The sequence below is a fragment of the Pseudomonadales bacterium genome (assembly GCA_024234435.1).
In the GTDB taxonomy this organism is placed as follows: Bacteria; Pseudomonadota; Gammaproteobacteria; order Pseudomonadales; family Porticoccaceae; genus JACKOF01.
The window spans coordinates 2130344-2143748 of sequence record JACKOF010000001.1; the positions used below are offsets into that span (position 1 = coordinate 2130344).

9 protein-coding genes are annotated in these 13405 nt (G+C 44.3%); 3 read left to right on the top strand and 6 right to left on the bottom strand.

From position 1 onward, the window contains the following. Positions 1 to 122: 122 nt before the first annotated feature. The 6 genes from H7A02_09790 to H7A02_09815 form a co-directional block, all read right to left on the bottom strand. Positions 123 to 2162: a hypothetical protein gene (locus tag H7A02_09790; GenBank protein ID MCP5172546.1), complete on the bottom strand. Its 2040-nt coding sequence runs from the start codon at positions 2160 to 2162 to the stop codon at positions 123 to 125. 3 nt (positions 2163 to 2165) lie between these two features. Further along, on the bottom strand, positions 2166 to 3455 hold the full coding sequence (locus H7A02_09795) for an oligosaccharide flippase family protein (protein ID MCP5172547.1): 1290 nt from the start codon (positions 3453 to 3455) through the stop codon (positions 2166 to 2168). A gap of 8 nt (positions 3456 to 3463) precedes the next feature. Then, positions 3464 to 4471 carry a glycosyltransferase family 2 protein gene (locus H7A02_09800; GenBank protein ID MCP5172548.1) on the bottom strand — a complete coding sequence of 336 codons (1008 nt, stop codon included), beginning with the start codon at positions 4469 to 4471 and terminating at the stop codon, positions 3464 to 3466. Positions 4472 to 4544: 73 nt separating this feature from the next. After that, entirely contained in the window at positions 4545 to 5654 is a 1110-nt protein-coding gene (locus H7A02_09805; protein MCP5172549.1) for a DegT/DnrJ/EryC1/StrS family aminotransferase, read from the bottom strand. 14 nt (positions 5655 to 5668) lie between these two features. Then, positions 5669 to 6256 (bottom strand): N-acetyltransferase, encoded by a 588-nt coding sequence (locus H7A02_09810; protein MCP5172550.1) that lies wholly within the window; start codon positions 6254 to 6256, stop codon positions 5669 to 5671. 54 nt (positions 6257 to 6310) lie between these two features. After that, a complete protein-coding gene (locus H7A02_09815) occupies positions 6311 to 7360 on the bottom strand; it encodes a Gfo/Idh/MocA family oxidoreductase (GenBank protein ID MCP5172551.1) in 1050 nt (349 codons plus the stop codon). Positions 7361 to 7676: 316 nt separating this feature from the next. On the opposite strand from H7A02_09815, the gene uvrA reads away from it, so the two are divergent. The 3 genes from uvrA (at position 7677) to H7A02_09830 (ending at position 12969) form a co-directional block, all read left to right on the top strand. Then, positions 7677 to 10496 (top strand): excinuclease ABC subunit UvrA, encoded by a 2820-nt coding sequence (gene uvrA / locus H7A02_09820; protein ID MCP5172552.1) that lies wholly within the window; start codon positions 7677 to 7679, stop codon positions 10494 to 10496. A gap of 524 nt (positions 10497 to 11020) precedes the next feature. Further along, positions 11021 to 12232 (top strand): M48 family metalloprotease, encoded by a 1212-nt coding sequence (locus H7A02_09825; protein MCP5172553.1) that lies wholly within the window; start codon positions 11021 to 11023, stop codon positions 12230 to 12232. Next, entirely contained in the window at positions 12229 to 12969 is a 741-nt protein-coding gene (locus tag H7A02_09830) for a hypothetical protein (protein MCP5172554.1), read from the top strand. Before H7A02_09825 ends, H7A02_09830 begins: the two co-directional genes overlap by 4 nt. The last annotated feature ends 436 nt before the right edge of the window (positions 12970 to 13405 follow it).

Below are 13405 nucleotides of genomic sequence, written 5' to 3' on the forward strand. Positions count from 1 at the left end.
CCTTAATATCTTGATTTTTTATATTAATATCCAACCTTATGATTTTATAAACTCAAAACTGAATGTCGTTACTTTTAACAAAAACCTGAATATTCCCCAAAGTAGTCAAACTCTCTCTGTAATTAGACATGTAAACCAAAAACATCCATTTGGTTTACACGCTTAATTACAGCATCAAAGTCAAGCCCAATAGAATCTAAATACCAACGCAACGATTCAACCCGGGGCCTATTTTCAACAACAACTTCTGCCACAGCTTGCTCACGGGTAATCATTCCTTCACGAATTTGATTACTCCTGAACGTATCAAATTCACAAAAGCCTCTCGATGTCACATATATATAATTATAGAAGGGTGCCGTTCCATCACCTATTCGCCAACTACTTGTTGAATCGGGAGACAACTCGAAATCATATTCATTAATTAGAACCCGATTAACATCATCTTCATTCCATACCATATGATCGAACATAAAGAAAAAATCATTTCTGGGTTCGAAATAGTATGCAAAGAAAGCCCCTAATGTATCGAGAATAGAGCTATTTATATAACGAGGATTCTTCAGAAAATTAATTCCATAATAAGAAGCCATTTTTGCTTTCCGTCCAAAAGAAAGGTAATCCACTCGAGACTTATCAAAATCCGGAGAAACGCCGCAAAATCCTGATTTAAAATCTGTATTTTCCAGAGGGTTAGCACTCCAAAGATCGAGCCGAATTCCCGTTTGCCGCTTTATATGGTTGACGACACTGAAAAAATGCTTATCTCCTGCCATAAATAAGGGAACTAAACCAAGCTCAGGACGATGTAACCATGCCGTCACATTTTTCCGTATGTTTTCTCTTTTCTTTTTTATATCCGCGGAAACAAGAATATTTTCTACTCCGAGACTCCCACATAACCTAGCTGTATTTCTGCGGGCCAAGTCAGTCACCATACCCCAATCATATGTGAATGTTGTTGGGGTTAAACCAAACTCTTTTTTTATCAAATGAAGACCATAACAGCTATCGCGCCCACCGCTAAAAGGCACTATCACGTCAGGATTCTTACCATTACCCTTATATCTTTGGACTGACGCAATAAACTCTTTTTTCTTTTTTTCGGGATCAAAACCTAGGTATCTCGGCTTATAGCTACGGCAATAATTACATACGCCTTCAGAATCAAATTTGATAAAAGGGAACGTTTCAGGAAGAATACAGCGAGAACAGCGTTTAAGAGAAAGAATACTCGATTCATTATATCGGACGAGGGACTCGTCAAAGCTGCTGATATTCAACATAGTGGACGACTGAGCCACAGTAAGGTCATTATGTGAACAGATGGCTGTGCCTTGCTGAGAATTCATGATTTCGATATTTTCGCAATCGAAATCAAATGAACGAATTTCACTCCCGTCAAGATCTATATACTTTCCTGTGCCAGCTTGAACCCATTCAATTTGGCCAGATAGCTCAATAAGGCTTTTCTTTTGTTTAACCAAGGTTTGCTCAAGAAAATAGCGCTCTGAAGCAAAGATAATCAAATTTGATTCTGGATCGGCATAGTAATAAAGATCACCCGTATTAGTCGCTAATACGACAAACCGTTCTTGATCATGAACCCAAGCAATTGAGGCAGCCCCTTCTATTAAGTTATAAATTTCTTTTGTGGCACTAATAGGGTTGTGCCCATCGCTTACATACTTGTTTAATAAGGCGGAAATCACCTCTGTATCGACCTCAGCACTTTTCTCAAGTATTGGGTTCTGCATCCACAATTTATCAACATTAACCACAATCCCGTTATGTACCGTGGATACATTTCCATACCGGACAGGCTGATTATTTCTCTGATTTTCAGCACAACCATTTGTCACTAATCGGGAGTGCGCCAAAAGTGCGACAGGCATTTGGGGATGTAAAGCGTCATTGGGAAAAACATGGTGCTTTAACTCTTGCTGGAATGTTGCATACTGATTTGATCGAATAAATTCTGAAGCAGGCGTTGCTCCCTTCAACGTCCACGCGAGATTCTCTTCAGGAAAATATGCGTGCAAACCCGCAGACTCTTTCCCGCGACTTTCTGAAAGCTGATAAAGACTTTTCAAAGTCTTAGCAAGACTTTTATAAGTGAAATGTGCACCAGGCTTTACAATTATTCCAAAAATTCCACACATAAATTAGCTCGTTATTTGATTATTCCACAACTTCCATTTAAGTAACCGGTCAACCATAAACATAAGCATTAGAGTTCCTACGATATAACTCGATGCCGTTGCCAATGCTGCTCCAGCCAAACCAAAAATAGGGACTAGGCTTAAATTCAAAATGACGTTTGAAACGACAACCGTCATATGCTGAAAAGTCTGCCATCCAGGTCTACCGCTTACCATCAATAAATTATCAAAAGGTATATAAGCGGAAATGATGGTTAACCCAGCCAACAAAATTGTTAGGGGATAGATTCCTGAGGCAAGCCCCTTCTCGGGGATGAGTAACGAAGTTAACACCCAAAAAGCAACACTAATGAGAATAGACATTATGAGAGTAGCCGGGTAACCCAAAATCTTAGATTTTCGAAGTAACTTTTGAGCACTGCTCCAATCATAATCCCTTAGACAACCAACCAATACTGGATTAAAATTGATACGCACCATGGCTAGCACATGATACAACCCGTCAACCAACATAGCCGCAAAACTATATATACCTACCAGTTCATCCGAAAGAAAAAAACCGATTAGCAAAACATCTATACGAGAATTCATTTCGACAAACATCCCCGCAAGCAACCCCTTCGCCCCAAATGAAAAATGTCGAGAAACCCACCTACGATTAAATTTTAATGCTTTACACTCTTTCTTAAATATCAGATAAATGACTGCCAGAACAACTGTTGATGACTCCGCAACAAAAAACCCCAAAGTGGATAATGCAAAATCCATATCAGACGTAGCAACGATGGCGACCCAAAGCATAACCAAAACATACCGAGAAGCCTGTAAAATTGAAAAAGCCTTCATATAACGAAGGCCGTTAAGATACGAAAGGAGGACTTTATTTAAAGGAAAGAAAAGCAAACCAAAAGCGGCGTATCCTATTGCTCTGCCTGTGATATCACTATCAAGAATAACGCCAATTTTCTCTGACGAAAAAAATAATATTACTGCAGCCAAAAAACCCAAAAATATAGACATAACCACTGAGGTAAAAAGCAGACTACCTCTTTCTTCTGGATTTTTCTCATAAAAAGCAGCGTGGCGTAAGACTGAGTAATGAATACCAAATACCGCTATTTGGGAGGTAATTATATAAATTGCGTAGGACTGATTAAAAACCCCCAAAGCCGCGGCATCACGAAAACCAGCTACAACTAAGTTTATTACAATGCCACTAACTGCAAGAATTACAAAGCTACCCAAAGTCCACGAAATATCTCGGTTCAGCTTATGCTGAAAAAATGATCCCACAGAAAACACTATTTAGCCTCATCTCTTTCCCCGCCAACCTCTGTAGGTATATCCCTATATTGCATGGGAGGATTAAGATGCTTGTTTTCATCGTAATCAAACCACATTGCAAATGACATGGAATTAAACCCTATGCCAAATGAGAAAAGCCACAGAAGAGCACTAATTTCGGGAATGCTTCCCTGGCCAATCCATAAAACGACCATGCGAACAAAAAAGAAAGCGCTTAGAAAGAGATTAAAAAAGCCAAATGTATAGAAAAATACCAGCGGGTGAAAACTACGAATGATATATTTTTCTTTCAGTCTCCAGAAATATAATTTCACAAGCAGAGACCCAATACTGAAGATCACTTTTCTAACATTAATGCCCGATTTTTCCCCTACGCCATAAACAGGCTCAATAGGAACATCTATCACTTTGAAGCCTTCCACATTCAACTTTACAAGCACGTCATTAGGCTGCCCGTATCGTTTATACATTTTATCCCAGTCGATCGCTTTCAATGCAGTGGAATTAATAGCGGCATAACCTGTTTGAGAGTCAGCAACGTGCCAATAACCGGAAGCTATTTTAGTAAATAGAGAAAGTACTGAATTTCCAAAAAATCTTATTTTCGGTATTTTCTTAAATGCTTCGCCCGTTACCAAACGATTCCCTTTAGAGTAATCCGCAACACCATCTACCACTGGATCCATCAATGCAGGCATATCTTTCGGATCCATTTGGGCATCTCCAGCCATAACAACAGCGATATCAATTTGATTATCCCTGCTCCACTTATAACCAGAAGCTATAGCACCACCAACACCTTCATTTATTTCATGACAAATAAGCACTACTTTGGCGTTAGTATTCTGATACTCCTTAATAACTTGTACAGTATTATCTTGGCTCTTATCATCAGTTATAACAATGTAATCTACATAATCTGGGGCTGTTTCTATCACTCTCCCAATTTGCGATTCTTCGTTATAAGCTGGCACAACTACGGATACCGTTTTCCCTCGATACATTTTTGAAACTCCAAGATTATTTCTACAATGATAAATGCTCTAGCGTTTAAACCTTCAACTAATCTTTATTAGACTAATTGAAGGCTGAGAGTATTTCTTCTTGAACGGCGCTTTCCAGATATGGATGCATAGGCAAACTAAACACCTCACTCTGCATCTTTTCAGTCACAGGTAAATCCACATAACTCAGCCCAGAATTAGAAAAAGCACCAGACTGATGTATGCCTTTGGGGTAGTAAACTGCCGTTGGAATATCCTTTGATTTAGCCCTAGACATGAGTTCTTCACGAGACAAAAATTGATGCCGCACAGTATACTGCGCCCACGAACTCAAATACCCTTCTGGAACTTCTGGCAACACAAAGCCATCTGGCAACCTAGAGGCATAAACACTGGCGACCTCATTTCGAAGCTTTACCTCTTCGGGGAATATGGCAAATTTTTCCAATAAAATAGCAGCCTGAATGGTATCCAAACGGCTATTCATACCGATACGCACATTATCGTATTTATCTACACCTTTGCCGTGAACCCTAAGGGATTTGAAGATATCCGCTAGTTCATCATCGTCGGTAAACAACGCACCGCCATCTCCGTAACACCCCAATGGTTTAGCCGGAAAAAAACTTGTTGTTGCTACATCACCAAAGCTGCAAGCTTTACGACCATTAATTTCCCCACCAAACCCTTGCGCCCCATCTTCGATCAAATACAAACTATTCTCAGCAGCGACACGTTCAATCTCGGGATAATTAGCCGGTTGCCCAAAGAGATCAACCGCTATTATTGCCCTTGGGGTACCCAAGCCAGAGCCTGCATAATCCTTAACAGCTTGCTCAAGCTTTTGAGGACAGAGGTTATATGTTTTTTCATCAATATCAACAAACACTGGCGTAGCACCAACCAAAGAAATGACTTCTGCTGTGGCAAAAAAGGTAAACGATGGTGCAAAAACCAAATCACCAGACCCTACACCCTTTGCCATCAAGGCTAACTGCAACGCATCGGTTCCATTCGCGCAACTAATACAGTGCTTAACCCCAACATAGTCTGCCAACTTTTCTTCAAGCTCAGAAACTTCTGGCCCCATGATAAATTTACCGTGCTCTAAGACCCTTTGTATCCGAGAATTAATCTTTCCCTCAATACGAGCATACTGCGCTTTTAAATCAATAAATTGCATCAACTTTATCTTCCCTATTCACTTGTTTTTTGAAGCTTCCCTAACTTGAGGTGATAGACCTCTCCTGTATGGGGACAGCAAATATCTCCCTCCCCTCCAAGGGGTAAATCTAACTGCTCACCAAACTCACTCATCCAGCCTATTTGCCGTGCAGGAACACCTACCACCAAGGCATAATCCGGCACATCTTTATTCACCACAGCTCCCGCACCAACAAACGAGAAAGCTCCGATAGTATTACCGCAGACAATAGTGCAATTTGCTCCTAATGTAGCTCCTCGCTTCACCAGGGTTGCCCTATATTCCGACTTACGCTCTACAGCAGACCTTGGATTATAGACATTGGTAAAAACCATGCTGGGACCACAAAAAACATCATCCTCAAGCGTAACATTATCGTAAACGGAAACATTATTCTGAATCTTACAGTTGTCTCCAATTTCAACTTGATTTCCTACAAATACATTCTGCCCTAAAGAAACACCTTCCCCTATTCGTGCACCCGCACAGATATGGGTAAAATGCCAAACTCTAGACTTTTTTCCAATCTTCGCGCCCTCGTCGACAATAGCTGTTTCATGCACAAAAACATCATCAACCATCAAACACTCCCGCTCCCAACAAGCTAAATTAGCAACCCTTGCTCTTACAAAAACTCAATACTCCAGCGGTAAAGAAACAGTCTTACCATCCCGAGCCGAGATATATGCAGCCACCAAAACTTCCAAAGATTTCAAACCCTCTCGGCCATCGGTCTCTGGCGCACACTCTCCTCGCATAACATCAATCACATTCTTGTAATAAACTGGATGTCCAAACCCATAAACTGACGTTGTTTCATAGTTTGCATCCTTTATCTGTAGGTCGTAGTCTTTGGCATCTTCAAATTCCCAATGCTGTATTTCATTAACAGCAACACCACCTACTCGAACAGAGCCTTTATCCCCTAGAATAGTGATACTCCCCTCCAAATTTTTTGGGTATGTCAACATTGTGACGCTCATAGATCCAAGAGCTCCGCTCCTCCAGCGCACATTAAGGATTCCGGTATCTTCCACCTCAATATCGAGCGTTGTACTCATCATTGCTTGCACTTTCTCAACCGGACCAATCAGCCAATCCAAAAGGTCGACGTAGTGGCTGGCTTGGTTCATAAACGCGCCACCATCGAATTCCCAAGTACCACGCCAGGCAGCCTGATCATAGTATTCTTGAGGTCTTGTCCAGAATACGTTTAGGTGAACCATATTAATTTTACCAAAACGCTTTTCGTTTATAGCTCGCTTCAAAAGCTGTAAAGTTGTATTCCGTCTATTTTGCTTAACAACAAAAAGGCGGACGCCCGCCTCATCACACGCCTTAACCATACGGATACCATCATTCCAGCGTGTAGCCATGGGTTTTTCAGTCATTACATGCACGCCGTATTTGGCGGCCAAAATAGTTTGATCGGCATGAATACCGCTAGGAGTGCAAATAGAAATCAGATCAAGATCTTCTTTTTCAAGCATATCTTCCAGCTTCTGGTAACCGTTACGACCATAAAGCTCTTCATGCTTTTTTAATACTTCCTTATCGTTATCGCAAAAAGCAACAAGCTCAAGATTATCATTATGTTTTTCAATCGATGCAAAATGATTTTTAGATATACGACCGCAGCCAACAATGGCGATTCGAATTTTTCTTCCAACAATAATCGGGTACATACAATATCCTTCCTACCAATACAAGCTGCTATATCAAAAAATGTAAACAATCGACTTAAAGCCGATAAGATAAGCATAAAAAAAACAAGAGGGAAATTTTTTCATCGAAATGATCCGCCATATATCTGCTGCACGATATCAGCCCTTGGATCCTCATCGAACTCCCTCTCAGTTATGGCTGAGCACGTAGCAATTATATCAGCGCCCCGGCCCCCGAACCACAACTGCTTTTAATATATACCCCTTGCTTTCCTCCCCACCCTTGGCCATCATTTCCGGTTTGCATTAGCACACTCATAATCCGGAATCATAAAGCATGGAATCGATTTCAATCCGCGGCGCACGCACGCACAATCTGAAGAATGTCGACCTTGATCTGCCGAGAGACAAGCTGATTGTGATCACCGGGCTGTCCGGCTCTGGAAAATCGTCACTGGCGTTCGATACACTTTACGCAGAAGGCCAGCGCCGCTATGTAGAATCACTCTCGGCCTATGCCCGCCAGTTCCTGTCGATGATGGAAAAGCCGGATGTGGATCATATTGAAGGGTTGTCGCCTGCTATTTCCATCGAGCAGAAGTCCACCTCCCACAACCCGCGTTCTACGGTGGGCACCATTACCGAAATCCATGATTATCTACGCCTGCTGTTTGCCCGCGCAGGCGAACCCCGCTGCCCGGATCATGGCGAACCACTAAAAGCCCAAACTGTCAGCCAAATGGTGGACCAGGTGCTGGCACAGCCGGAGGGTAGCAAGCTGCTACTGTTGGCCCCCATTATCAAAGATCGCAAAGGCGAGCACTTGCATATTTTCAAGCAATTGCAATCCCAGGGATTTGTGCGCGCCAGGGTGGACGGGCTGGTTGTGGATCTGGATGACGTTCCAGCACTGGAGAAAAACAAAAAACACAGTATCGAGGTGGTGGTAGACCGCTTCAAAGTCAAAGCTGATATGGGCCTGCGACTATCAGAATCCTTTGAAACTGCACTAAACCTGTCCGATGGCCTGGCCCTGATCAGCGATATGGATGAAAAACAGCCAGATCAGTTGTTCTCAGCTCGCTTCGCCTGCCCAGTCTGCAACTACAGTATCGACGAGCTGGAGCCCAGAAGTTTTTCCTTCAACAACCCGGCAGGAGCCTGCCCCGGCTGTGATGGATTGGGTGTCAAACAGTTTTTCGATATTGACCGTGTAGTGCAACACCCTGAATCAAGTATTTCGGAAGGGGCTATTCGCGGCTGGGACCGCCGCAATCTGTTTTATTACAACATGCTGACTTCATTAGCAGATCACTACGGGTTCGAGATCGAAACACCGTTTGAAAAACTCAAACCGAAACACCAGCAAGCCATTCTGTTTGGCAGTGGCGATCAGGAAATCACCTTTAACTACGTCAACGACAAGGGTACCGTTTTCAAACGCAATCACAGCTTTGAAGGCATCATTCCCAATATGGAACGTCGCTACCGGGATACTGAATCACAAATGGTGCGCGAAGACCTGACCAAATACCTCAGCAGCCAACACTGCCCCGAATGTAATGGCACACGTCTGAAAAAGTCCGCCCGTAATGTGTTTATCGATCAACGTACCTTGCCAGAGATTGGCGAGATTGCCATTGGCGAGCTGGTGAAATACTACGACAACATCAAACTCAAGGGTCGACAAGCCGAAATCGCCGAAAAAATCCTCAAAGAAATTCGCGACAGGCTGCGCTTTCTCGCCGACGTTGGGCTCAACTATCTAAACCTCAATCGCAGTGCCGATACGCTCTCGGGCGGCGAAGCCCAACGCATCCGCCTGGCCAGCCAGATTGGCGCCGGATTGGTTGGGGTTATGTATATTCTCGATGAACCCTCTATTGGCCTTCACCAACGAGATAACGAACGGCTACTGAATACACTGGTTCGACTCCGCGATCTGGGCAACACCGTTATTGTGGTAGAGCATGACGAAGAAGCCATCGAAGCCGCCGATTACATCGTCGACATTGGCCCCGGCGCGGGCGTGCACGGCGGGAAGGTCATTGCTCAAGGCAGCTTTGACGATATCGTCAATAACACACAATCTCTGACTGGCGATTACCTTTCTGGCCGCAAAGCCATCGCTGTTCCCGAAAAACGACATACCGCGACACAAAAAATGCTCTCCTTAAAAGGAGCTACCGGGAACAACCTGCAGTCAGTGAATCTGGATATCCCCATTGGTTTATTCACTTGCATTACCGGCGTATCCGGGTCAGGTAAATCAACCCTGATTAACGAAACACTCTACCCTCTGGCCGCCACCGAGCTAAACAAAGCCACCACCTTAAAAGCAGCGGCACACAAAGAGCTGGACGGCCTACAACACCTCGATAAGTGCGTCGATATCGACCAAAGCCCCATCGGCCGCACACCCCGCTCAAACCCCGCCACCTACACCGGTATATTCACACCTATTCGCGAGCTGTTTGCTGGCACTCAAGAGGCTCGCTCCCGCGGTTACAAACCCGGACGGTTTAGTTTCAATGTTAAAGGTGGCCGCTGCGAGGCCTGCCAGGGCGATGGTGTCACCAAAGTTGAAATGCATTTCCTGCCAGATATTTATGTCGCCTGCGATGTTTGCAAAGGCAAACGCTACAACCGTGAAACGCTTGAAGTCCACTACAAAGGCAAAAGTATTCATCAGGTGCTGGAAATGACCGTGGAAGGCGCTCGCGAGTTTTTTGATGCCATCCCTAGTATCGCTCGCAAATTGCAGACCCTCATGGATGTCGGACTCTCCTATATACGTCTGGGGCAAGCGGCGACGACACTCTCCGGCGGGGAAGCACAGCGGGTGAAACTCTCCCGAGAACTATCCAAGCGAGACACAGGCAAAACGCTCTACATTCTCGACGAGCCTACCACCGGACTCCATTTTCATGACATACAGCAACTGTTAGCGGTCTTGCACCGGCTGCGCGATCACGGCAACACCATGGTGGTGATTGAACACAACCTGGATGTCATAAAAACAGCAGACTGGGTTATTGATCTGGGCCCCGAAGGCGGTTCAGGGGGCGGACAGATTATCGCTGAAGGCACGCCAGAAGAAGTGTCGAAACAACCACAATCACATACCGGTCGTTTTCTGAAGAAACTGCTTGCATAGAGAGCCCGCGATTAATAAATCATTGAGCACCCAAAACGTCCTCTCCATCACAGGACAATCGCTTGGGCAGGCTCAGTCATGAAGTGACGCGCCAGCTAAAAACTGTCCTGCCTTTTAGTCCACTGGATTGCTTCACTTACGTTCGCAATGACGGTGGTGGTTCACCGTCATTGATGGAGGAGAGATAACGGCTGCTGTGCGCAGCATCGTCATTACGAAACAATGATCACAACAGCCCTGACCAGTATCGTTACTGCAAAAGAGTGACAACTGCCCTAGCCAGCATTGTCGTTACTAGGGAGTGATAACGACTGCCCCCCAGCATCGTCATTGCGAAGGAGTGATAACGACTGCGGCAATCTAGCCAAGCAATTCAGCAACTCTCCACATTGCGCGTACAGAGGCGCCACTCACTATCAAATGTGAAAACCGGCTTTCTTAGAAAAATCCCCTTCTTGCGTCTATATTTAGACTTGGTTCAGGCTCGGCATAAATCTCAGCCGGTCAACAAACAAGGGGGGAATATGAAAAAAATAACGCTACACGGCTTTGCGCTGCTATTGACCGCTTCCTTATGCACAACAACGTTTGCTGCCAAATACAAACCCATCAACGAAATCCCCCACTCTGTGCCCGAAACAGAAGAAGAGCAACAAATATGGGACATCGGCCGGGCCCACCAAAAAGAAGTCAGAGAAACAGGCGAGGTGGTGAACGACCCGGATATGGAGCAACATCTGGAAGCACTGGCCTCTCAATTAATGGGGGAAATGGTCTCGACCATTGGGCTAGAGGTGAATGTCCTTGTTTTCAAGGACCCAACGGTAAACGCCTGGGTTTACCCAGACGGCACTATCGCTGTACAAACCGGATTACTTGCTGAACTGAAAAACGAAGCGCAGCTTGCTGCCATCCTCGGGCATGAAATCTCCCACTTTCTAAACAGGCATGCCTACATACAAATCAAGTCAAAACAAAAACAATCTGCCATTGGCAAGGGCTTGGGCCTATTAGCTACGGCAGCAGTTGCCGCAAAAACAGGATCACTCAACACGGGCCTAATGGATACCGGGCAAATTTGGGCTGATTTAGTTACCAGTGGCTATTCCCGAAAACTCGAAACCAAAGCAGACGAACAAGGGCTACAATTGATGATTACGGCAGGTTTTGACCCAAACCAGGCACTCCCGGCATTTGAAGCACTGCGAATTAAAGATGATAACGAAACAAACCTGAGCCAAATCTGGAGCAGCCACCCTGATATTGATTCGCGACTAAAAAATATCAAAAAACAAATCAAAAAACTCAAATCACCCCCCCTATTCACTCCTGCTGAACACACCTATATTGAGAAATATGGCACAGCATTACTCGTTGACGCTCAACTCGATATGCAGCAGCGGCGCTATCAACAGGCCGACAATTCCCTGAAGCGTTACACCTCTATTATAAAAACAGAGCCCTTAGCCTTTTTTATGCTGGGAGAAAATATTCGAAAACAACACCCGGAGGGGCCGGACTTTGCTGCACGCTTAGACGCTTACCAACAAGCAATAAACGCTGATTCGAATTACGCCAAAGCCTACAAAGAACTGGGGATGGCCTACCGACAACAACAGCTGTATGAGCGTGCATCCGCCGCATTGGAGCAATACCTCTCACTCGCCCCGGAAGCCGTTGATGCACCCATCATCCGTTGGTATCTAAACAATACGCCCCAGGAGACCGCGCTATGAGACTCCCAAACTTCAATATAAACAAAACCACTGTGGCAAAAATCATTCTGATCACACTGTTGAGCTTTACCGCAACCGGCCACACCGCATCCACCAAAGATGCTTTTATAGGCATCAACGAAAAAACACTAAAAAAAGAATATCGATATTTAGCCGTTGCCCCGCTAGAGGTTGCCGCGGCTCTCAAGATTCCTGACTCCACCAGAACTGCAATTGAATCCGAAATCATCAATCAACTGGAAAAAGAAGGTTTCAAAATACTTCCTCCAAAAGTCATACAGGACATCCGAGACCATATGCGTCAGCTCGTCGGCCTGAACGATGTGACTGAAGAAAATGACGTTGCAAAACTGGCAGCAATACTTGATCACAGCTATCGAGAACTTTTATTGCAACACAACATAGACGGTGTAGTTGCACTACGAATCAGAACAGTAGGCGCACCCTTTGCCAATGACAAAGCTGAGTGGCACGGCACCAAGCAAAAAATCAAGCATAAAGGCGATGGGTTAATGACCTTTATTACCGGCAAAAACTACGGCGGCACCATTGCCGCGTCGTCACTGCAAATCAGTATATGGGATCGGCGGGAAAACCCGCTTTATTCCTGGAATGGCGGTATTGAAGTACTTATGCAAAGAAATGGAAAAAACTTGGAGTACATACCTGAAAACCAATTCTGGCAAGACGAAAAGAGGATCAAAAAAGCCATTAAGCTGGCGTTAAAACCTTTCTAAAAACCAAGAGGGTCAGCTTCAACCCACCCCTTTTACTCTTAGAGAAGAGAAGTCAATAACTCTGACCCTATAGATTTACAAATTAATTACTAATTTTACCGCCTAACCAATCATTCATTACTCTAGTAATTGTTAAACTTCTCGCGTCAGTTAAAAAAACTCTCACTCCCCAGTTTTCTTTACAAGGATGTATCGAAGATCGCCCCGTATCGCAGATTCCTAATACCATTTTTTCGAGTAAAATCTCATGATCCATCTTTATCTCAACAGTCAACCATCGATCACTACTCACTCCAAGCAAATCCGAATTCAGATAATGTACCCCAAATACCACTCGATAAGTACCTGACTTAAGATTGCAAACGAACACTTTTTCTGGCTCATCACTTTTATGCGTAACACTGCCGTTTATAATTAGGTGCACTTATTAAGCTTT

Bases quoted from the DNA above. Each gene is read 5' to 3' on its own strand.
- H7A02_09790 (MCP5172546.1), bottom strand. From the start codon at position 2,162: ATGTGTGGAATTTTTGGAATAATTGTAAAGCCTGGTGCACATTTCACT.
- H7A02_09800 (MCP5172548.1), bottom strand. From the start codon at position 4,471: ATGTATCGAGGGAAAACGGTATCCGTAGTTGTGCCAGCTTATAACGAA.
- H7A02_09805 (MCP5172549.1), bottom strand. From the start codon at position 5,654: ATGCAATTTATTGATTTAAAAGCGCAGTATGCTCGTATTGAGGGAAAG.
- H7A02_09810 (MCP5172550.1), bottom strand. From the start codon at position 6,256: ATGGTTGATGATGTTTTTGTGCATGAAACAGCTATTGTCGACGAGGGC.
- H7A02_09815 (MCP5172551.1), bottom strand. From the start codon at position 7,360: ATGTACCCGATTATTGTTGGAAGAAAAATTCGAATCGCCATTGTTGGC.
- uvrA (MCP5172552.1), top strand. From the start codon at position 7,677: ATGGAATCGATTTCAATCCGCGGCGCACGCACGCACAATCTGAAGAAT.
- H7A02_09825 (MCP5172553.1), top strand. From the start codon at position 11,021: ATGAAAAAAATAACGCTACACGGCTTTGCGCTGCTATTGACCGCTTCC.
- H7A02_09830 (MCP5172554.1), top strand. From the start codon at position 12,229: ATGAGACTCCCAAACTTCAATATAAACAAAACCACTGTGGCAAAAATC.